This window comes from Sphingobacteriales bacterium (assembly GCA_016706405.1).
Taxonomy (GTDB): Bacteria; Bacteroidota; Bacteroidia; order Chitinophagales; family UBA2359; genus BJ6.
In genome coordinates, this window is the sequence record JADJJT010000003.1 from 909,357 (window position 1) to 928,459 (window position 19,103).

Consider the following 19,103-nt stretch of genomic DNA (forward strand, 5'->3'; position numbering starts at 1 on the left):
CGTTTTAGCGGTTATAAATATTTTAAAATTTCGGCAGCTTTTGTTTTGCGTTGTTCGCTTTCCATCTTTTTTAGCAAGGGTTTTGCTTCTTTTGGCCTTTTTAGTTCAATTAACGCCAAGGCAGTAAACCAATTTTTAGCCTCAATGGTAGCGGGGTCAGTCATTTTTTCAAAGGCAATTATTGCCATTTCGTATTTTGGGTTAGATTGTAAATACATATACGATAAACCCAAGTATAGGTTAAACTGGCTCATTTTATCGGGGGGTAGGTTTTGAATATTAGTAAGGGTTACAAATCCGGAAATTGCTTTTTCATAATTGCCGTTTTTATAGGCATCATAAGCGTTGCGCTCTGTATCTTCGCCATTAAAATCGCCCATAGTGCTTAACTCGCCGGGCAATGGGTACGGCGTTTTTATTTCGGTCTGCGCCAGTGCAATTGCCTTCTCGTTTTGCCCACCGCTTGGCCACAATAACCATACGGCAGCAATCAAAACAAATAGTGCGGCTATGCGCATAGCTATTATTCGGGTTGCCTGGCCTTTGGCTGCGCTTGGCGCCTGAGTATTTGAAATAGCAGGTTGGCCGGCTGCTTCGGCTACAAACTCGGGCTTTAGCCCTTCTGTTTCTGCTATTTTTTTCAAGCGCTGGCTTTCTTTTATTTTTTGGTCGGCCATAATTGTTAAGTGAAGTTCTACCTCCTCTTTAAATTCGGCATCATTTTGTAAAGCCAAATTAAATTCGGCAAGTTGGGTTTGGTCGAGTTCGCCGTTGGCATATTGGCGAATAAGGTTCAGTTTATTATCTTCGGTAATCATATCGTTATTAATTTATGTCGTTAAAGCGAGTATTAGGGGGTGTATGGTTTTACAGAAATGTGATTTTTATTTAAATTTACGGAACAAGAGTTTATATTAAAGCAGGTTTCTTGCCATCAATTTATTTTATCCGGATTAAATAAAATTGTTTTCAGTACAGTTAGTTAGTCAGTTTAATTTAAAAAAATCTTTAGCAATACTTTTTAAGCGGTCTTTACAGCGCCCCATTTCGGAGGTAATTACCCTTGCATTTTTAAATTGGTATTTTTCGACTAAAAATCGGGGTGGTATATCTTTGTAAATGGTATCGGTTAGTAAATCTTGGCAACGTTGCCCAAGTTCAGCGAAAGCCTTTCTGAGTGCGTCAATTTTTTTAAGCTCATTTTCGCGTTCTTCGTTCAAAATCATCGAGTCGCTCCCTTCATTATTATCTCGTTCATCTAATTCGGCAATCATTTCTTCAACCGATTGCAGTGGTTTTTTCTTCCAGCGGTCGCGCAGCATATTTACTGCTATGGTTGTTAAATACCCTTTTATGTTTTGAAAACTAACTTCGTTAGCCATTACTTTTTCTCTGAATTTTAGCACGGTATCGGTAAAAATATCCTCTGCATCGGCAACCTGACAATCGTATTTATAGTGTAATAGTCCGGTTAAATAACTATAATAACTGCGGTAAATTGTATCAAGGGCTTGGTCATTTCCTTGTTGGAGTTGTTCAAATTCGTGTTGCGTCATTGGGTTCGTGTATATAACGTTAAAACTTGATTATGCAAGCAGCTATGCCACATATTAGTGCAAAGATACAAAATTAGTAAAATTAAAATGGCAGGCGTATGAATGCCCTCTGAGCTGAAACTAACTAACCAACTCCTCCGGATATAAATTTCTTGGCGGCGTAAGGTCTTGAATTAAGATTTAGCAGATTAGGAAATTGGTAGAATTTTACCGCCTACCTATATTTTCAAAGATGGGTATAGTATTTATAGAGATGTGGTATAGCAATACCTTTTTCCGGAAATTGTAAGGCTATATTTATAACTATTCTACAATTCAAATTGATATTGCGCCGGAAATATTTAGCGTTTTATGGCCACAATCTTTGTTCGCATGTTTACTTAAATAAGTATTGAAGCCAATTTTGCAGCATCGTTAAACCAAGGGGCGTCAGCACCGACTCGGGGTGAAACTGCACGCCCCACACAGGAAGAGTTTTATGTTTAAATGCCATGATGTGTTGCGTATCAGCGTCAAAAGCGGTGGGCTGCAATACATTAGGAAAATGCTGCGGATGTGCCACCCACGAGTGGTAGCGGCCAACAGGTGTGTGCGTGGGTATTCCATTAAAAAGGGCGGCCTCAACAGGCATAGCAATGGCTAAGGGGGTAGCTTGCCCATGTATTGGTATCGAGAGGTTGAGCAATTTGCCGCCATACACTTCAATAATAGCCTGATGCCCCAAACAAACGCCTAAAATGGGTTTTTTTCCGGATAATTGTTTTATTAACGGCAACAAACAGCCCGCCTGGTGGGGCAAGCCCGGCCCCGGCGACAATACTATAGCATCGAACTGTTTTAAATTACCAGTATTTGAGGTAATAGCAGCAATTAAATTGGGAGCATCATTGCGCTGAACAGTAATTTGCATGGGCAGTTGGCAATTTTCTCCGGCCCTATAAAAATACTCAACCAAATTATAGGTAAACGAATCGTAATTATCAAGAATGAACAATTTCATGGCCTTAATTAAATTTCATCCGGATTTTGCTGCTTATGTGCCGGCAAATTGGTCGCCATTTCTATATGATGTTTGCTATTCCGCATTAAGTTTTCGAGGGTCCAGTCAATAGTTTTTTCAAATTTATGTTTTCTGTGTAGGCAGTTGGTTTTTATACAAATAGGGCACGAAAAATTAAGGCAACCATCGGTATGAACAAAAAACTCAACCGATTCGCCAAAATTATCTCTAATCAAATTGGCCAAATTGTCAATCTCAAGGTGGGCTTCGTGAACGTTAAAATACCAGGGCACGGTTAAGTGGCAATCAATGTGCAATATGTTTCCATATTTAATAATGCGTAAATTATGCAAATCAATCCAGTTATGGGCGCGGTTATTTTGTAAAATCTGGGCTAATTTGGCAATGAGGGCAAAGTCGGCTTCGTCCATAATTCCGGCAATTGCAGTGCGCAAAATGCGGTATCCGGTTACCAAAAGCCAAAGTGAAACTATAAAGGCAACCAAGCCGTCAATCCACCAAATTTTGGTTATATACAGTAGCAATAAACCCACTAAAATGCCGGCGGTAGTTAGGGTATCGGCTTGTAAATGTTTGCCACTCGATACTAATACTAACGAATTGCTTGACTCCCCTTTGTGTATGGCTAATGCCCCCAAGGCATAATTTATTATAGCGGTAAGACTTAAAATAAGCAACCCAATATCTAATTTATGTGGTTGATGCTCGTGGATAAGGCTGTGCAGGGCTTCGAAAGCGATATAAACACCCGCAATAGCTATTAAAATACCCTCAATGGCCGAGGCTACAAACTCAACTTTGCCATGTCCGTATGGGTGGTTGGTATCTTTTGGCAATGCTGAAAGGTACAAACTGTACCACCCTAAAAAAGCTGCAAAAATATTAATAATACTTTCAAAAGCATCCGATAAAACCGCTACCGACAAAGTTAGTTTCCAGGCTAACAATTTGCCCACAAAAAGCGCAATGCCAAAAATGGCAATCCATTTTTGAAACTTAATATTGTCTTTAAATGTTTGAGCCATTTGGTTAAAATTAGCAAACGCTATGTGATGGCGGGTTTTGTTTGTTTGTTTGTTTGACTTGTAATTTATATTGCACTGTCATTTTACCATCCAAAACAAGCAAAGTTTTTATCACTCGGCATTTAAACTTTTTTTGTAAAGTGGCAATACTTGTAAAAATTTATCTATGCTTTCTTGTAAGTTTAACACCGAGCTACCACCGGCAGCATTAAAATGGCCGCCGCCGTTAAAGTGCATCCGGGCAAAATCGTTGACCGAAAAATTACCTTTCGAGCGGAAAGAAATTTTTACTTTTTCTTTCTCATCCCGAAATAAAGCAGCAAACCGGATATTGCTAACCTGCAAAGGCAAATTTACAATGCCGTCGGTGTCGCCAATTTGGTGGTTAAACTGTTCAAAATCGGCTTTAGTTAGGTAAATGTATGCCGTTTGATACTCGGGCAAAACTACCATGCGTTGGGCAATACTATGTCCCCAAAGTTGCAAGCGGTCTAAACTGTACGAATTAAATAACTGGTTATTTACCATCTGTACGTTGGCGTTGGCAGCGTGTAATTGCGCAGCGCAGGCAAATACATTAGCCGATAAACTGTGCATAAACCGCCCTGTGTCGCTGGCCAATCCGGTATAAAGGCAGGTGGCTATATCAGGTGTAATTTCGGCAGAAGCGCCTATTTGGTCAATAAAAAAATGCACTAATTCGGCTGTGCTGCTTGCTTGGGTATTCCAAACATAATAATCAAACTGCTCGGGTTCAAGGTGATGGTCAATTAGTATTTTTGGAATTTGTAAGGCCGACAATATTTTGCCTAAACCTTCGAGCCGCGAGTAAGTGTTGAAGTCTAAACAAAAAAGCAGTTGCGCCTCGTTAGCGCGTTGTATGGCTGCTTTGGGGTTTGCCGGATAGATCAAGACATGGTCGTCTTGCGGTAAAAAGTGCAGGTACGAGGCATAGTCGGTAGGTGCTATTAAACTTACCTCGAAGCCGCGGTTTAGCAAAAAATGATATAAGCCTAAAGACGAGCCAATTGCATCGCCGTCGGGGTTAGTGTGGGTTACAATGATAGCGTTTTTGGGCGTGGCTACTAACTCGCGCAGGGTTTCAATATTAAATTGTAAGGGCATAACAAGCGCAAAATTAGGTTAAACCAAGCAAAAATACTACCTTTGCAGCCCAATTTAAAATACAATTCTATTTTTTTTAACATTTAACCTATACTATTCGCTGTTTCGTTTCGATTTATTTTACCATTATGGCAACAAACCGCACTTTTACCATGATTAAGCCCGATGCCGTTCGCAAAAACGTTATTGGCCCAATTTTAGCAATGATTAACGATGCCGGTTTCCGGATTGTGGCAATGAAATATACCTTCCTTACGCCACAACAAGCTGGCCAGTTTTACGAGGTACACCAAGAACGCCCTTTTTATGGCGAGTTGTGTGATTTTATGTCGTCGGGGCCTATTGTAGCGGCAATTTTAGAAAAAGATAATGCCGTTGAAGATTTTCGCACCCTAATTGGCGCTACCAACCCTGCCAATGCTGCCGAGGGTACTATCCGGAAAAAATATGCCAGCAGTGTTGGTGAAAACGCGGTACATGGCTCAGACTCAAACGATAATGCCCAAATTGAAGGCGATTTCTTTTTTAGCAAATTAGAGCGGTTTTAATTTCATCCTTGAAAAGAAAAACCGGTTTACTTTTGACTAAAATCCGGAGGGTTTACTTTTGGCAATTTTATCCGGATACTAAAAAAACTAAAAATGCCTTGTTTACTTTGCAGTTAAAACTTGCGGCAAACAAGGCGTTTTTTATTGTTAGCTATTAACTACTTAACATTTCTTTTACCGTTTCAACCAAATCGGTCAATGGCACTTCGCGTTGTACTTGTTGCATCCAAGTTTGTTTGTCGGTTATAGTATTAGTTTGTGCGCCCAGGAATAAATCTTTTATAGTAACTACTCCGCGCTCAATTTCGTTGCTGCCTACTAAAATTGCTACGGGGCAGTTGCGTTTATCGGCATACTCAAGCTGACGCTGTATTTTTCGCTGAATGCCATAATATACTTCGGTAATAATGCCGTTTTGGCGCAGGTTTTGCGCCATTTTCTGGTATTGTGGCATTAAGGCCGCATCGAGTACGGCAATAAATACAGGCCCTTTAAGTTTGTCTTTTATCGTTCCCGAAAGCAGCAGCAGCTCGCCCAAGCGGTCAACGCCTATTGATGCGCCTACAGCGGGCACGGCAATATTCAATAATTTGGCCACCAACGTATCGTACCGACCGCCGCCGGCTATAGAGCCAAAGCGTTTTGGTTGTCCTTTTTCGTCGGTAACTTGCAGGTGAGCCTCTACCTCAAAAATGGGGCCGGTATAGTAGGCCATGCCGCGCACAAAACTTGGGTCAAAGACAATTAAGTCATCCGTATAATTTAAAGCGCACCAAACGGCATCCATTGCTTGTAGCTCGGCAATACCTTCGGCGGCAATACTGCTTTGCGCTAATTGCTGCGACAGGCTTTGCAAAACAGCTTTCCGGTTTTTATTGATTTGGGCGTACTGCGCAAAAAATCCGGATATTGCCTGCACCGTTGCATCGGGCAAACCCAAGCCTTTTACCATCGAGCCTGAGGCATCTTTGCGCCCGTTGCTGAGTTCTGATTTTACATTTTCGAGGCCAATTTTATCTAATTTATCAATAACGCGCAAAATGTCGGCCTCTGCTTGTTCTGTGGTAATATTGTGCATTTGAAGCAGCCCTTTTAATATTTTGCGATTATTTACTTTTACGGTAAATTTTTGGTGATTAAGGCCAATAGCTTGCAAGGCATCGGCCAAAATCATACAACATTCGGCATCGGTTGTGTAGTCGTTGGTGCCAACGGTATCGAAGTCGAGTTGCCAAAATTCGCGGAAACGCCCCGGCTCTAATTTGGCCTCTAACCGGTACACTGGCCCATATTGGTAACGCCTAAACAAGGGCACGCCGGCAGGTTGAAGCTGGCGTTGCATTTTTCGTTGCCAAAGGGTTTCGGCTATGCGGCGGGCTAAGGGCGCGGTAAGGTCGTAGCGCAATAGCACATCAAAACGCTCCATAATAGTATTTCGGTCGGCATCTTTAAGCTCGGTGCCATCTTCGGCACAAACGGGTTCAAATTCTAAATTCTGAAAATGAAAAACGCCATCTTGCACGGCACTGGCCTGCCCTGTTTCGGGGGGCATGTGTTTGCCCAAACATTCAACATATTCTAATATAGGGGTATCCCAATGTTCAAAGCCATATTGTTTATATACGGTTTCGGCATTTTTAATAATATGCCATCGCAGTTCATTGGTAAGGGCATCTATATCGCGGAAGCCTTTTAGCCGGCGTGGAATAATACCGCGTGTTTTGATGTTTTTCGACATAAAAAAGGGGGGTTCTTTGTAGAATTAATCCGGATAAATGTAGGGTTTATTTGTGCAATATCTGCCGGATAATTTTATTTTCAAGGGGGCAAAGATACCGCGCGTTTGTAATTAACGCGGCAAACGGTGTTTATTTATTTAGTAAATATTATTTTTAAGGGGCAAGTTTATAATTTGGGCAACAAAAAGCCCACTTGTTACAACTATGCAACAAGTGGGCAACTGAATATGAATGGTATAAATAATTTTAAAACTTTATTGTGCGTAGTTAGTTTTAGTCAATTTTTGTTATTACTTTTTTTGCAATAACCTGATGGTTGCTGTTAAGTAATTTTACCACATACATGCCATTTTCCCAGTCGCTTACATTAATGCGTTTGGCAAAATCGTAGGTCATATCAATTTTATCAATTAGCTGACCAATGATACTATAAACCTCAATATAATGTACATCAACGGGTGCAGGATAGGATATATTTAAGAAATTTTTAGCGGGGTTGGGGTATAAGCGAATTTCGCTGCTAAGGTCGGTTGGTTTTTGTAATCCGGTTTTCCATGTATCAAAGGTATAATTAATTTCGACAGTTCCTAAAACGTTGCCGGTTCCGGGGTCGGTTGCGGTAACTTTAATTACCACAAAACCTGTTCCGTTGCCAATTGAAGCATTGGGCGAGTTTATATGGGTATCCATAAGGGTTGTTTCGCCGGGCTGAAGTTCAAAACTATTGCTGCTTTTTGTTGGGCTCCAGCATGTAACTTTATCGCAAATTAACGAGCGCCATTTTTCGCCAGCCAAATTATTGGTTGTGCGCTCCCATGTAATGGTTGCTGCTTGTGTGCCATTATATTTAACGTTGGCATGGCCTATAATTTCGTAAACGTTAGGATCGCCATTTACATATACCGACTGAGACGGCTCGACTGTAAAAATACTTTGCCCCAGCATATTTAAGTTAGCTATAAAGGCTAAGGCAACAAATAGTAGCAAATTTTTCATAAAGACATGTAAATTAGTATATGATTTAAATAAGTGGTTTTGTTTTGTGATGTTTTATTAAACGACAAAATTACGATGTTTTTGCAAAATTGCCAAATAAAAACTGTAATTAAGCCGATATTTCCTTTAATTGTTTGCTAAATATGATTAATTTTAGCCGTTTAGGTTTAAATTAACCATTGTTCAATATTTAAATTGAGTGCTATAAATATTCTGCCAAGCTATCCGGAATTTTTTTCTTCCGGATGAATTTTTCGTAGCATGTTACAACGCAAAAGTAGAACGTAACAAAATTAAAAATGAAATAAATGACGAAATTTTTAAGGAAAGCCTTATTGGGTGGGAGTTTGCAAGTATTAATTAATTTATAAACAGCGCAAAAGTAAAACGTAACAAAATTGCTTTGATAAAACACCCTAATAATAAGGCAAAATTTACAATGTGCTGATAATGAGCATGTTATAAAATTACTAATTAATAAACCCCTACACAGCCACATAAAAACGCTTTATGTGGCTTTTTTGCCAAATGCACAGCCGGTGGGAGTTTGCCCAAAGTGACAATATTATTATATTGCAATATATTATTGGGTTTGTGCAATTTTTTTGTGCAATTTTGAAATCAAAAATTGCACAGTGTCTGGTTATTTTTTATTTGTTTTTTAGGGGTCAATGAACTTTATCAGCTTATTTTGCACAGCTAAAAGTTGCTCTTTTAGCTGGGTGTTTTCTTGTGTGAGGTTGGCAATTTGCTCTGTAAGGGTTGCTATTTGGGTTTTGTAGTCATTAACTGCATTTCGAAGCCTAATCTCTTCTTCAGTGTTAATTCTAAGCTTTTCTGTTGGCAACGTAACTAAACTTATTGCCAATGGCGTTTGGTCTGTTTTGCTTATGTCTTGGGTTAGCAGTTGGTCTATACTTATCTTAAATAATTTTGATAGTAATAGCAGTTGCTGTATGCTTGGTTGCGACCGCCCATTTTCGATGTTGCTTATAATATATCTATTTACACCAATGGCATCACCTACTTTATCTTGTGAGAAGCCATTTTTTTTTCTGAGATAAGTTAAGTTTGAGTCAAGGTATAATAATATTATAGACATATAATATACTATTTAAAAATATTAAATAAAATTTGCTCAAAAACTTGCATTGAGCAAAAAATGCTCATTATCTTTGCGATATAATTTAAACGCAATGCCAAAGGTATGAAAAAAACCATAAAACCAAACGAACAAAAACAAACAGAAATTATGCAGGCTATTAGAGGTGGGTATTTACAACTGTCGCATATAACCGGCTACAGTTATAGCTATACCTGCCAAGTGCTGCACGGCTACCGCAACAACGCCCATATTTGGGCTGCTGCCGAAGCCTTGGGGAATGCTTTTGCCGAACTAAAATTAAAACACCACCGTACAACGCGCAACTTTCCTCCAATTAGTAAAAATTAGCAACAAACTAAAAAACTTAGAAATGGCTAAAACCGTACAACTCCCCGAAATTTATACCAAAAGGCAGCTTGCTGCAGCCGAAATACTTGTTTTGCTTGAAAACATTAACCCTCAAACCGAAAAAATAAGCGAGCACGTTTCTCGAACCTTCGAGTATGTTGTTTATTACCACAACGAGCGGTTTTACCAGTTTTATTATAGCCAAACCCTTAAAATTTTTGAGCTATGCAAACAATAGCAGGTAAAATATACTTAACCCCCAATGAACTGAATAAAGCGGGGGTTCCGGGTAGAAATATTTACAACAGAATTAATGCCAATAAAGAGGAGGTTGTTTACAACGCATCGGGCAGGGTAATGGTATGCCTCGACATGTTGAAGCAGGAACACAAAGAAAAAGTGGAGGCATTTTTTGGCAAAATTAACCTGTTGGGCAGCGTGTTCGATACATTTTTACGCCTAACCCCTGCCGACAGCAAAGCCCTAACCGAATGGCAACACCCCGATACCGGAAAAAAGTTAAGCAAAAACTTATTAGAAAAATACCTTGTTGCCGCCACCTGGTTAAACGGCATAGTAACCGTAACAACAGGCAATAAGTGGTGGAAAAAACTGGGTTTAGAGCGCAGCGAAATTTTTTACAGCATAATTGCCGAGCGTATAAAAAGCGAAAATGTATTTTTGCCTGCATCGCGCACCCGCATAAATTTATTGGTTGGCAAATACACAAAACACGGTGCCACCTGTTTAATTGCCAATTCGGTGGGTGCTGCCCAACACCACAATGCCAAGCTTAAAGGCGATGCCTTGCTTTGTTTAATAGAATTTGCCAGCGACCCCCGCAAGTTTAACTACCAACAACTGTGCGATATGTTGATTGAGGTAGCTAAGGAGCGCAACTGGGAAAAATTAAAAACCATAACAAGGCAGGCAGTACAAGCCAGCCTCGACCGCCCCGAAATAAAACAAATATGGTACGCAAAAAGGCACGGCAACAATGCTTTCCACAATGCCTACGAGCAGTTGGTAAGGCAAGAAAAAGCCAAAGCACCCAATGAAATGTGGCAAATAGACGGCACCCCTTGGGACCTATGGGGCTACGACCCCGAATATTTTGGCGACAAAAACGCCCACAAACTCTATGTAGTTATAGTAATAGACAGCCACAGCAACAAGGTTTTAGGGTTTGGTATAGGCGATACAGAAACCAGCAATTTGGTGTGGCGCGCTTTAAAAATGGCAGTAGAAACAACCAACAATACCCCTAACTATATAAAATACGACAAAGGCTCTGCCCTTACCGCCGGCGACACCCAAACCCTGTTAAATAAACTTACCGACCCCAAACAACATTTTGCCACCCGCACAGGGCGTGGGCGAGGTAAAAAAATAGAGGCTATTATAAGCCTTATAGACAGATGTATATTAAAATTTTACGAAAACCATAGCGGCGGAAACATTACAGCAAAAGATATAAACAGTGCCCAAAACCCCGATGTTTGGAAACGCACAAAACAGGGGTTTACCAGCGATTATTGGCAGGGGCGCGAGGTGTGGTTGCCAAATGTAGCCGCATTAATATTGCAAATTGCCACCTCTATTGCCGAGTACAACGAAATTAAACAAAAGGGCGACGGGCTTTCTCCTTCAGAAAAATATGGCATAAACGAAGTGCCATTGTGCAAAACCCTACATGAACATTTGTTTTGGCAGCCTCGTATGGTGGGCAAAAACCACCGCGTTTACACCATCAGACGAGGTTTGTTAGCCGTTAAAATTGGCAAAAACATATTTGAATTTGAGCCCGAAATTGCAAAAGACGAGCACTGGAAAGAAAACAAACTTAAATGGTTAGACAATAACAACGAGCGCAGGGTACATGTGTGGTACGATATAGACGATATGCGCCGGATAGCCATTTTCGATGCCAAAACTGGGCACTCAATTGGGTATATGCAAACGGTAACTAAAACAACCGAAAGCCCCGGCGATGCCACTCCAGCACAAGAGAAATACATGTGGAAAATTAATGCTGTTAAACAAGAACAGTATAAACGCCAACTGAAAAAAATAGATACTATTAGCTCGCACCTTATAAATAGTGGTATTTTAACACAGGGCGGAGGGTTGAGTTTTGCCAAATTAAATAAAGAAGCCCACAACAGGGCTTGCGAGGTGGTTTTGGCACAAAAAACTATGGGTTATATTGGCTTAGCTATGCCAAGCCAACTGCCCGATGACAATACCAATGACGACATCTATGCCGACAATTTAATAAACACGGTAGATTATTACGACAAAATGGGCGAGGCTGCACTTGCCAATTTAAACAAAATATAAAATAAAACCATTATGCAAAATCAAATTAATTACGAAAAAATTCGCGAACTCTTAGTTGCCAAACAGGCATCTGGACTATCGGACAGGACAATATCAAAACAGCTTGCCATCTATGGAGCAAGCGAGGCGGTTATATGCAATATCCGGAATGGTAAAGACTTTAACAAAGTATCGCAAAGGGTGTGGCTTGCTTTAGGTAAATTTTGTGGGCTATCGTATTGGCAGCCTGCTCAAACCCAAAACCTAAAACGTACCTACGCCGTATGCTTAGAAGCGCAAAACCACGGCATTGCCAAAGCCATAGCCTTTGCCCCCGGTACCGGCAAAACTTTTGGGCTAAACTACTATGCCAACAATGTGCCCAACGTGTATTATATAGAATGCGAAGAGCATTATACACGCAAGGTGTTTTTAAGCAAATTGTCGCAAGCCATTGGCATAGAGGCTATTGGCGAGGGAATAGCTGGCATGATAGACGAAATTGTAAAAACCCTGCTGAGCAGAACAACCACCACGCCTTTGCTGCTTATAGACGAAGCCGATAAATTGCGAGATGGGGTGATAAACATCTTTAAAACCTTATACAACAAGTTAAACGGGCATTGCGGTTTTGTACTGGCGGGCACACCTCATTTAAGTATCCGGATAACTAAAAACGCCAAGCGCGACAAAATGGCTTACCGCGAAATTTTATCGCGAGTGGGCAACGAGTTTATTCCGCTAATAAACCCAACTATAAACGACATCAGGCTAATTGCCACGGCAAACGGATTAGAAAACGAATCGGCTATAAAAAGCATCTACAACGCCTCGGCTGGCGATTTGCGAACTGTGCAACACTTAGTAACTATGGCAGTAAACCAAAACAATACGGTTGCATACAATGCCCTACAACCCGAAAACATAACCCAAAACTAAAACTATGCGATACGGCAAAAATACCCAAGAAATAATACGGCGGTTGCAAATACCCGAAGACAGGTTGTTTTGGGCAGTATTTGATGTTGCCGAAATAATACTTGCCGACAGCCACCTACCAAAAACAAGTATTAACTACTTTTTAAAAAGCGACTTGTTTTGGAATTGGCTGCTTACTATAATAGATACGTATGCAGAAGGTTTTATAATTGTTTTTTTAAATGCCGATTTTGGGCTAACAAGCAAAGAAGCGTACCCAAATATTAAAGAACAACAAGACCTTTTTTTAAGCCCTATTGCAACTGTGATTGCTAATAAAGAAGTGATGAAAAACCTGCGGAAAAGTTTTAAATGGCTACATCGAGATATGCTTGCCAATAAACATTACCAAACCGTTAAAAAGTAGCTTAAATGAACAATATAGAGGATATTAAAGAAAGCCTCATAAACGAGGTTGTTGCAAGTATAAACGCAAAATTTGCAGAGATACGAGACTACTACAACAGTATGCCTAAAACCAAGCAGGAGGCGGTTATTTTGGCAGCACAAAAAGTGTATAGCCTACACTTTAAAGAGATGGTTAAACCCTGCCGTGCTAAAAAATATAACGAAATGCGCACCATGGTTGCCAATGCGCTGCGGGTATATTGCAACTGCAATTATACACAAATTGGCATAATGCTCAACAGAAGCCATACAACTGTTTTGCACATGATAAGCAACCACAACACCTGGTACGAATGGGATACCAAGTATAAAAATACCTACGATGCCCTAACTAAAAACATTGATTTCTTTAACAAAACAATAATGTATTCGTTATGATAAAACTAACACCCACCAAAAAACTATGGGTAAACGAACGGGGGCACACCATACCCGACAACAAAATTACCCGCGCCGAAAAAGTTGCCGAGCGCAACGTATCAAAGGCTATTGAAAAAGCCGAAAAACTGCAACAGCAAATGGTGCAGTTTAAACGCTGGCTCGAGCAAGCCTGTACCGATGTGTATAATGCCTGGCTCGAACAACACAAAATAAAAAAGGGGCAAGATTTTAAACAGCCCAAAGGCAACTACACCTTGTATAACTACAACCGTGCCTTTAAAATACAGTTTAGCCTAAACGATTTGGCGGTTTTCGACAGTATAGCACTCGAAACGGCTAAGGCTATGCTTATGGAAATGCTCGACGAAAACATTAAAAGCGATGCCGAATTTATAATTGACATTGTAAAAGATGCTTTTTCTACAAGCAAGGGCAATTTAGACGTAAAAAAAATACAATCCCTGTACCGTTACGAAAACAAAGTAAAAGACCCCCGCTATAAAACCGCTATGCAAATTTTGCGCGAAGGCACCAGCTACCCACAAAGTACCGAGTACTTTAGGCTGTTTAAACGCAACGATAAAGGCAAATACGAACCCATTGTTTTGCAGTTTTCGGCACTTTAAATTAAACCCGTTTTACAAATTAAACCCCATACAACCATTTATGAGACTTTACGACGACAACGTTCCACCCGAACAAAGCCTGCCCGCTGCCACCCAACTCGAAACGCCATCGGCGCCAGTTTATACCATTTACTACAACAAGATACAAAAAACGCAGGTGCTTAAAACCAGCACTATTGCGGGCATAGAACACCTGCACGTGGGTATTTGCAACCCTAAAACAATGGATATTATCGTTGTTCCAATACCTGCAAAATTTGTATATCAAAACAGCGAAGATTTGATGAAGAACGAAAGTATAGACGTTTACTCAATGTTAAATAACTAATACTATGTTTATTACCAACAACCAAAAAAAGCGTTTGTTCCGGATAATTCCGGAACTTAAAACCCCCGAAACAAGGGCAGTTTATGTTAGTACCTGGACAAATGGCAGAACCCATCACCTAAAAGACCTTACATCAGGCGAAGCCGATATTATTATTAAAAACACTAAATCTGCCGCTGCCCAGCAAAATAAGGAACTGTTGCGTATGCGCCGCAAACTGCTTAGTTTGTTTCACCAGTTAAACTGGTATGCCCAAACTGCCGCCGGCGAAATGTATATAAACGATAAAGGCAATTTGCAGCTCGATTACCCACGTATAAATGCCTGGTGTTTAAAATATACCCCTGCCAAAAAAACTTTTAACAAGCAAAGCAAACAAGACCTTATACAAACCATAACCATAGCCCAAAAAATGGTTAGGGAGCAAAAACAAAGACTTAGCGAGCTTAAACCTCGTAAACGAATTTAAAACGCAAAATATGGCAACAGTTTATATACTTAAAAGCAAACCTACCAACAGAACAATTAGAATTGAATACGAAGGAGGGTACTTAATGGCTATTAAAATGCTATTTAAGGAGCGGTTAAGTGAAGATAAATACAGAAGCACCTTAGCCCTGATACCGTATTGCGAAACCGACTTGCCAAATTTAGCAGCCGCTTCAAACGGTATTGAAATAGAAAAAGAACAGCCCCGCGAAGCCAAAACTACCCCCGAAAAAATTGCCCTGTTTTGCCTGTTCTACAAAAAACACACTACCGTAAACTATGTAGCCACACAAGCCGAGCCAGGTATGATACGCAACGTAACCATAGACGAAAAACTGTTAGATGCCTATTTTACTACTGACCACTTTTATATAAAAAACAATTATAGTATAACCAACTATGTGCGGCATTTTAATTTAGTGCAAAACTACGCCTACGGAAACGCCAAACAACGAAACAAATACCCCAATACCTATAAACCCGAGTTTACCAAAACCTTAAGCCCCAACCAGTTTAATGCGTATTGCCAACACCTTATTAACTTGGGATTAAAACCCCGAAAAAACCGCTTAGGCGATATTATAGATTTCGACTAAACCTTACCCCCACACCCACAAAACATGAAAATAACATTAAGAGACGAACGCGACGCCGCCGTTGAAAAAAGGTTTAAAGACCTCTACGAAAACGGCACCGAGCTGCCAGACGGTACAAAAATACGAATGCGTTACGAAGATTGCCTTACCCAACTTGGCAAAGAGTTTTTTTTGGCAACCGCCACCATTGAAGCAATTTTGCGTGGCAACTACAAAGAGCTGAGGCAAAAACCCAAAAAAAACAAAATTAACCTACCCGACCAACTCGAATTTAAATTTACCGACAACTAAATTTTATTGCCCCCCCAAAACAAACAACAATCTCAATATTACCTAATTATTTAAACTTTTTAATTATGTCTAAAAATTTAATAGTACCCGCCAAACAAATTGTAACCTGGTTTATTTTGCAAATGGGCAACAAACCCAGCAACCGCCCACTAAAATTTTACCTTTTGCTTGCCGCCATAGTATTGGTTAGCAATATTGCCGCCCAGCTAATAGTTAATGGGTTTGGTTTTATAGCCCGTGCTGGCAACAAAACAGCTGGCACACAAACAAGTATGGCAAGCCTTTATTTGCTAAAGGTAGCCACCCCCTACCTGGCGCAGCCCCAAAAATTTGAAGATAAAGTGCGCACCGTTAGCCAGCAGCTACAAATACCCCCCGAATGGCTAATGGCGGTAATGCACAGCGAAAGCAGCTTTAATGCAGCAGCCCGCAATTTAAAAGGCAGTGGCGCAACAGGCTTAATACAATTTATGCCTCAAATAGCCAAACAGTTGGGCACCACCACCGACAAACTACACAAAATGAGCCACCTAAAACAATTAGACTATGTATATGATTATTTGCATAGTATAAAACAACAACGAAAAGTAAGCTATACTAATTTAACCAATTTATACCTCGCCATTTTATACCCCGCAGCTCTTGGCAACGACCCCTGCTATACCCTCTATGCCAAACCCGCTATACAATACCGCCAAAACGCCGGCTTAGACGAAAACAAAGACGGCAAAGTAACCATTTACGACATAGACCAACGCCTAAAACGCATGTACCCAACAGCCTATAATATAAAAAACAACCCAAACCCATGAGCAACAAACACACCATAGCCCTAACCCACCGCGAGGCAAACCAACTCTGCCATGTTATGGACATATACCGCGAACACTATACCATATATGCCACCACCCCCGATGCTTTTATAATGTATATGGGCTTGTATGACGAGGTGTATGTGCAGCTAAAGCGCAAACTAATAGAAACCAAGCCAAAATACAACCTAAAACTATACTACCACCACTGCGCTATGTTGCGGTATTGGTATGAAGACGCCCTTAAGTTTTTACAATTTAACGATGAAGCCGTTAATTTTATGAAAAGAATAGCCCAGCAAGCCACCGATTTTAGAAAACATTTACCAACCAAGCCCCAAAATGACAAATAAAGAAAAAGCGGCAGCGTTTGATGCCCAAAAAAACGTAGAAAAGTTTAATTTGCACTACCCTGTTGGGTCTAAAGTGTTTTTGCGTAAAATAGCCCACTATTCTTCTCTATACGCCAAATACACCGTTAAACATGCCGCTTTTTTTAAAAACGGAAACCAAACCGTAGCTTTCTCCATCAAAATATCCGGATGCTTTTCTGTTGACCCCAAATTTGTTAAATATTAATTCTTTATAATTATGAACAAAATTAACACCCCTACCTCGCAATGGCAATACTCAAATAAGGGTGCAAAGAAATTCCCTATTTGTTTATTAAAATACTTTTTATACCTCTTTCTGTCGCCCTTGTTTGTTAGCTTAGAGTTTATGAGCCAGTTTGCCCAAACAAAAAATATAGCATATATTAAAATAGGGGTACTACTAATGATGATTTGTGTGAGCATAGCGTTGATATGGTTGTTAAAGAAACGTAGTTTACAAACAAATAGCAGCAAACTTAATTAATTTTAAGAGTGTGTTTATAGGCGCAAAACTAAATAAATTTTTAAGTTTTTTTAAAAATTATTTGCGTTATAATTTTTATGCTGTACTTTTGCAGCGATTACCCAATATAACATAAGGTTTCCTACCTTTTATTTATTATTCATAGCCAAAAGAGCAGCCCTCTTTGTGTTACCGTTGCCAACTATACCTTGTGTGTGTTGGGTAATCCTTCGGAAAATGCAGGGGGGCTGCGCTTTTGGTATATAAACCCATACGATTACTATGGTACCATTAATTAAAATTGAGCATCGAGACGGTGAGCAAACTGTTTCTGCCCGCGAGCTGCACAGCTTTTTAAAAGTTGGCAAAGATTTTTCTACTTGGATAAAAGAACGTATCCAAAAGTACGATTTACAGGAAGGTTTGGACTATTCCCCAATTTCGGGGAATAGGTCTTAGGGCTTTGGCAAACCACGAACCGAGTATTATTTAACGCTCGAGTGTGCCAAGGAGTTGGCTATGCTCGAGAACAACGAGCAGGGCAAGGCGGCGCGGCGTTATTTTATTGAGGTAGAGCGGCGCGCCCGCGAGGAGTTTCCTAAACTGTTGCTGCAGTTGCAGGCACAGGTAAACGCATTGCAAACAAAATTGTTGGCTACTACTACTACGGCGCCGGCGCAGCTTAGGAGGGCTGCTGTTGGTGGTGGTGGTATTAAAAAGGGCAAAGCCCTGGCTTTTAAATACACGCCGCTAAACAACCACTTGGTGCGCACGGTATTAATAGGCGGGCAGGCGTGGTATTGCATACGCGATATAAGGGTTGCGTATGGTGTTAAAACCGATACAATAGGCAGCTACAAGCACAAGCAGTATGTTATGCAGTTAGAGGTGCCGGGTACGCATATAGCGGTATATTGCGTTAACGAGTATGGTATGGAGGTATTAACATCGCGCATGAGGGCGCATAACAACGCTAAACCTGGTATAGTAAAATGGCAGTAAGCACCCACCACCCACCCGCAACCGAGCCAGTTAGGGTGCAGTTGCAAATAACCAGCATAGAATCGCTAATGGGCGTTAAACTGGCGCTAATAAAAGCGTTGCAGTTTGTGGCTATAAGCCCCACGCCCATAGCCACCGCCCGCGACCGAGATACTGTTTTTTACCTTGCGCAGTTATTAGAAGATTTAGAGCAAGCCGTTGAGGTAGCGGTTTAGCACATGCCTTGTTTAGTTAAACAAAAAAACCTGCTGTAAAAGGCGGGTTTTTTTTATGTTTGTTTGGGCTAAAAAAAATAGTTTAAAACTAAAAAATATAGTTATGCTACTATTAAAATGCCTTATATTTGTTGTTTTTATTTAACCAACAATTTAACCCCCCTTAAATGCCTGCGTTATGTTTACAAATTTAACCCCTGCCGAGCTTAGTAGTATTAAACTGGCTATTATAAAAGCCTTACAGTTGGCGGCTATAAGCCCCACGCCCATAGCCACCGCCCGCGACCGAGATACTGTTTTTTACCTTGCGTTGCTGTTAGAGGCGTTGGAGCAGCCAGCAGCGGGGCAGCAATAGGCG

At 40.5% G+C, this 19,103-nt stretch carries 26 protein-coding genes and 1 pseudogene; 19 read left to right on the forward strand and 8 right to left on the reverse strand.

From position 1 onward, the window contains the following. Positions 1–11: 11 nt before the first annotated feature. The 5 genes from IPI59_15425 to IPI59_15445 all read right to left on the reverse strand — a co-directional run bounded on the left by IPI59_15425 (position 12) and on the right by IPI59_15445 (position 4,727). A complete protein-coding gene (locus IPI59_15425) occupies positions 12–818 on the reverse strand; it encodes a hypothetical protein (protein MBK7528887.1) in 807 nt (268 codons plus the stop codon). A 168-nt stretch (positions 819–986) separates the two neighbouring features. Next, positions 987–1,556, reverse strand: coding sequence for a hypothetical protein (locus IPI59_15430; protein ID MBK7528888.1), 570 nt, complete (start codon positions 1,554–1,556; stop codon positions 987–989). Positions 1,557–1,932: 376 nt separating this feature from the next. Further along, positions 1,933–2,556, reverse strand: coding sequence for an aminodeoxychorismate/anthranilate synthase component II (locus tag IPI59_15435; protein MBK7528889.1), 624 nt, complete (start codon positions 2,554–2,556; stop codon positions 1,933–1,935). A gap of 8 nt (positions 2,557–2,564) precedes the next feature. Then, positions 2,565–3,602 carry a cation transporter gene (locus IPI59_15440; protein MBK7528890.1) on the reverse strand — a complete coding sequence of 346 codons (1,038 nt, stop codon included), beginning with the start codon at positions 3,600–3,602 and terminating at the stop codon, positions 2,565–2,567. 111 nt (positions 3,603–3,713) lie between these two features. Further along, positions 3,714–4,727 (reverse strand): bifunctional oligoribonuclease/PAP phosphatase NrnA, encoded by a 1,014-nt coding sequence (locus IPI59_15445; protein MBK7528891.1) that lies wholly within the window; start codon positions 4,725–4,727, stop codon positions 3,714–3,716. 128 nt (positions 4,728–4,855) lie between these two features. Here IPI59_15445 and IPI59_15450 point away from each other — a divergent pair, with 128 nt between their 5' ends. Beyond that, on the forward strand, positions 4,856–5,275 hold the full coding sequence (locus tag IPI59_15450) for a nucleoside-diphosphate kinase (protein MBK7528892.1): 420 nt from the start codon (positions 4,856–4,858) through the stop codon (positions 5,273–5,275). A gap of 154 nt (positions 5,276–5,429) precedes the next feature. Here the strand turns inward: IPI59_15450 and hisS are convergent, their stop codons facing one another. The 3 genes from hisS to IPI59_15465 all read right to left on the reverse strand — a co-directional run bounded on the left by hisS (position 5,430) and on the right by IPI59_15465 (position 9,112). Next, positions 5,430–7,013, reverse strand: a complete 1,584-nt coding sequence (gene hisS / locus IPI59_15455; GenBank protein ID MBK7528893.1) for a histidine--tRNA ligase — start codon at positions 7,011–7,013, stop codon at positions 5,430–5,432. Between the two features lie 274 nt (positions 7,014–7,287). After that, on the reverse strand, positions 7,288–8,010 hold the full coding sequence (locus tag IPI59_15460) for a T9SS type A sorting domain-containing protein (GenBank protein ID MBK7528894.1): 723 nt from the start codon (positions 8,008–8,010) through the stop codon (positions 7,288–7,290). A gap of 661 nt (positions 8,011–8,671) precedes the next feature. Then, positions 8,672–9,112 carry a helix-turn-helix domain-containing protein gene (locus IPI59_15465; GenBank protein MBK7528895.1) on the reverse strand — a complete coding sequence of 147 codons (441 nt, stop codon included), beginning with the start codon at positions 9,110–9,112 and terminating at the stop codon, positions 8,672–8,674. A gap of 105 nt (positions 9,113–9,217) precedes the next feature. On the opposite strand from IPI59_15465, the gene IPI59_15470 reads away from it, so the two are divergent. From IPI59_15470 to IPI59_15555, 18 genes and pseudogenes are all read left to right on the forward strand, one after another. Further along, the gene (locus tag IPI59_15470; protein MBK7528896.1) at positions 9,218–9,463 is read left to right on the forward strand and encodes a hypothetical protein; all 246 of its coding nucleotides are present in this window, start codon (positions 9,218–9,220) and stop codon (positions 9,461–9,463) included. Positions 9,464–9,485: 22 nt separating this feature from the next. Next, positions 9,486–9,701 (forward strand): hypothetical protein, encoded by a 216-nt coding sequence (locus IPI59_15475; GenBank protein MBK7528897.1) that lies wholly within the window; start codon positions 9,486–9,488, stop codon positions 9,699–9,701. Then, positions 9,689–11,803 (forward strand): transposase family protein, encoded by a 2,115-nt coding sequence (locus IPI59_15480; protein ID MBK7528898.1) that lies wholly within the window; start codon positions 9,689–9,691, stop codon positions 11,801–11,803. The genes IPI59_15475 and IPI59_15480 overlap by 13 nt, the downstream gene beginning before the upstream one ends. A gap of 12 nt (positions 11,804–11,815) precedes the next feature. Continuing rightward, positions 11,816–12,721, forward strand: coding sequence for an ATP-binding protein (locus IPI59_15485; GenBank protein ID MBK7528899.1), 906 nt, complete (start codon positions 11,816–11,818; stop codon positions 12,719–12,721). Positions 12,722–12,725: 4 nt separating this feature from the next. Then, positions 12,726–13,127: a hypothetical protein gene (locus tag IPI59_15490; GenBank protein ID MBK7528900.1), complete on the forward strand. Its 402-nt coding sequence runs from the start codon at positions 12,726–12,728 to the stop codon at positions 13,125–13,127. A gap of 5 nt (positions 13,128–13,132) precedes the next feature. Further along, a complete protein-coding gene (locus IPI59_15495) occupies positions 13,133–13,546 on the forward strand; it encodes a hypothetical protein (GenBank protein ID MBK7528901.1) in 414 nt (137 codons plus the stop codon). Then, complete coding sequence (locus IPI59_15500; GenBank protein ID MBK7528902.1) at positions 13,543–14,175, forward strand: DUF3164 family protein; 633 nt, start codon at positions 13,543–13,545, stop codon at positions 14,173–14,175. Before IPI59_15495 ends, IPI59_15500 begins: the two co-directional genes overlap by 4 nt. Before the next feature lie 40 nt (positions 14,176–14,215). Continuing rightward, positions 14,216–14,503, forward strand: coding sequence for a hypothetical protein (locus IPI59_15505; protein MBK7528903.1), 288 nt, complete (start codon positions 14,216–14,218; stop codon positions 14,501–14,503). Between the two features lie 4 nt (positions 14,504–14,507). Next, positions 14,508–14,972, forward strand: a complete 465-nt coding sequence (locus IPI59_15510) for a hypothetical protein (protein ID MBK7528904.1) — start codon at positions 14,508–14,510, stop codon at positions 14,970–14,972. A gap of 10 nt (positions 14,973–14,982) precedes the next feature. Next, positions 14,983–15,588, forward strand: coding sequence for a hypothetical protein (locus tag IPI59_15515; protein ID MBK7528905.1), 606 nt, complete (start codon positions 14,983–14,985; stop codon positions 15,586–15,588). A gap of 24 nt (positions 15,589–15,612) precedes the next feature. Continuing rightward, a complete protein-coding gene (locus IPI59_15520) occupies positions 15,613–15,879 on the forward strand; it encodes a hypothetical protein (protein ID MBK7528906.1) in 267 nt (88 codons plus the stop codon). A 65-nt stretch (positions 15,880–15,944) separates the two neighbouring features. Then, positions 15,945–16,691, forward strand: a complete 747-nt coding sequence (locus IPI59_15525; GenBank protein MBK7528907.1) for a lytic transglycosylase domain-containing protein — start codon at positions 15,945–15,947, stop codon at positions 16,689–16,691. Beyond that, positions 16,688–17,044 carry a hypothetical protein gene (locus tag IPI59_15530; GenBank protein MBK7528908.1) on the forward strand — a complete coding sequence of 119 codons (357 nt, stop codon included), beginning with the start codon at positions 16,688–16,690 and terminating at the stop codon, positions 17,042–17,044. The genes IPI59_15525 and IPI59_15530 overlap by 4 nt, the downstream gene beginning before the upstream one ends. After that, the gene (locus tag IPI59_15535; protein MBK7528909.1) at positions 17,034–17,270 is read left to right on the forward strand and encodes a hypothetical protein; all 237 of its coding nucleotides are present in this window, start codon (positions 17,034–17,036) and stop codon (positions 17,268–17,270) included. The genes IPI59_15530 and IPI59_15535 overlap by 11 nt, the downstream gene beginning before the upstream one ends. A gap of 12 nt (positions 17,271–17,282) precedes the next feature. After that, positions 17,283–17,549 (forward strand): hypothetical protein, encoded by a 267-nt coding sequence (locus tag IPI59_15540; GenBank protein MBK7528910.1) that lies wholly within the window; start codon positions 17,283–17,285, stop codon positions 17,547–17,549. Positions 17,550–17,810: 261 nt separating this feature from the next. Then, a pseudogene (locus IPI59_15545) lies at positions 17,811–18,530 on the forward strand (antA/AntB antirepressor family protein). Then, positions 18,521–18,745: a hypothetical protein gene (locus IPI59_15550; protein MBK7528911.1), complete on the forward strand. Its 225-nt coding sequence runs from the start codon at positions 18,521–18,523 to the stop codon at positions 18,743–18,745. The pseudogene IPI59_15545 and the gene IPI59_15550 overlap by 10 nt, the downstream one beginning before the upstream one ends. Positions 18,746–18,923: 178 nt before the next feature. Next, positions 18,924–19,100: a hypothetical protein gene (locus IPI59_15555; GenBank protein MBK7528912.1), complete on the forward strand. Its 177-nt coding sequence runs from the start codon at positions 18,924–18,926 to the stop codon at positions 19,098–19,100. The last annotated feature ends 3 nt before the right edge of the window (positions 19,101–19,103 follow it).

Excerpts from the sequence above, each read along its gene's own strand:
- IPI59_15490 (MBK7528900.1), top strand. The coding sequence starts at position 12,726 with ATGCGATACGGCAAAAATACCCAAGAAATAATACGGCGGTTGCAAATA.
- IPI59_15445 (MBK7528891.1), bottom strand. The coding sequence starts at position 4,727 with ATGCCCTTACAATTTAATATTGAAACCCTGCGCGAGTTAGTAGCCACG.
- IPI59_15555 (MBK7528912.1), top strand. The coding sequence starts at position 18,924 with ATGTTTACAAATTTAACCCCTGCCGAGCTTAGTAGTATTAAACTGGCT.
- IPI59_15475 (MBK7528897.1), top strand. The coding sequence starts at position 9,486 with ATGGCTAAAACCGTACAACTCCCCGAAATTTATACCAAAAGGCAGCTT.
- IPI59_15525 (MBK7528907.1), top strand. The coding sequence starts at position 15,945 with ATGTCTAAAAATTTAATAGTACCCGCCAAACAAATTGTAACCTGGTTT.
- hisS (MBK7528893.1), bottom strand. The coding sequence starts at position 7,013 with ATGTCGAAAAACATCAAAACACGCGGTATTATTCCACGCCGGCTAAAA.
- IPI59_15480 (MBK7528898.1), top strand. The coding sequence starts at position 9,689 with ATGCAAACAATAGCAGGTAAAATATACTTAACCCCCAATGAACTGAAT.
- IPI59_15470 (MBK7528896.1), top strand. The coding sequence starts at position 9,218 with ATGAAAAAAACCATAAAACCAAACGAACAAAAACAAACAGAAATTATG.
- IPI59_15510 (MBK7528904.1), top strand. The coding sequence starts at position 14,508 with ATGTTTATTACCAACAACCAAAAAAAGCGTTTGTTCCGGATAATTCCG.
- IPI59_15485 (MBK7528899.1), top strand. The coding sequence starts at position 11,816 with ATGCAAAATCAAATTAATTACGAAAAAATTCGCGAACTCTTAGTTGCC.
- IPI59_15460 (MBK7528894.1), bottom strand. The coding sequence starts at position 8,010 with ATGAAAAATTTGCTACTATTTGTTGCCTTAGCCTTTATAGCTAACTTA.
- IPI59_15465 (MBK7528895.1), bottom strand. The coding sequence starts at position 9,112 with ATGTCTATAATATTATTATACCTTGACTCAAACTTAACTTATCTCAGA.
- IPI59_15430 (MBK7528888.1), bottom strand. The coding sequence starts at position 1,556 with ATGACGCAACACGAATTTGAACAACTCCAACAAGGAAATGACCAAGCC.
- IPI59_15520 (MBK7528906.1), top strand. The coding sequence starts at position 15,613 with ATGAAAATAACATTAAGAGACGAACGCGACGCCGCCGTTGAAAAAAGG.
- IPI59_15515 (MBK7528905.1), top strand. The coding sequence starts at position 14,983 with ATGGCAACAGTTTATATACTTAAAAGCAAACCTACCAACAGAACAATT.
- IPI59_15435 (MBK7528889.1), bottom strand. The coding sequence starts at position 2,556 with ATGAAATTGTTCATTCTTGATAATTACGATTCGTTTACCTATAATTTG.
- IPI59_15540 (MBK7528910.1), top strand. The coding sequence starts at position 17,283 with ATGAACAAAATTAACACCCCTACCTCGCAATGGCAATACTCAAATAAG.
- IPI59_15500 (MBK7528902.1), top strand. The coding sequence starts at position 13,543 with ATGATAAAACTAACACCCACCAAAAAACTATGGGTAAACGAACGGGGG.
- IPI59_15425 (MBK7528887.1), bottom strand. The coding sequence starts at position 818 with ATGATTACCGAAGATAATAAACTGAACCTTATTCGCCAATATGCCAAC.
- IPI59_15450 (MBK7528892.1), top strand. The coding sequence starts at position 4,856 with ATGGCAACAAACCGCACTTTTACCATGATTAAGCCCGATGCCGTTCGC.
- IPI59_15530 (MBK7528908.1), top strand. The coding sequence starts at position 16,688 with ATGAGCAACAAACACACCATAGCCCTAACCCACCGCGAGGCAAACCAA.
- IPI59_15440 (MBK7528890.1), bottom strand. The coding sequence starts at position 3,602 with ATGGCTCAAACATTTAAAGACAATATTAAGTTTCAAAAATGGATTGCC.
- IPI59_15535 (MBK7528909.1), top strand. The coding sequence starts at position 17,034 with ATGACAAATAAAGAAAAAGCGGCAGCGTTTGATGCCCAAAAAAACGTA.
- IPI59_15505 (MBK7528903.1), top strand. The coding sequence starts at position 14,216 with ATGAGACTTTACGACGACAACGTTCCACCCGAACAAAGCCTGCCCGCT.
- IPI59_15495 (MBK7528901.1), top strand. The coding sequence starts at position 13,133 with ATGAACAATATAGAGGATATTAAAGAAAGCCTCATAAACGAGGTTGTT.
- IPI59_15550 (MBK7528911.1), top strand. The coding sequence starts at position 18,521 with ATGGCAGTAAGCACCCACCACCCACCCGCAACCGAGCCAGTTAGGGTG.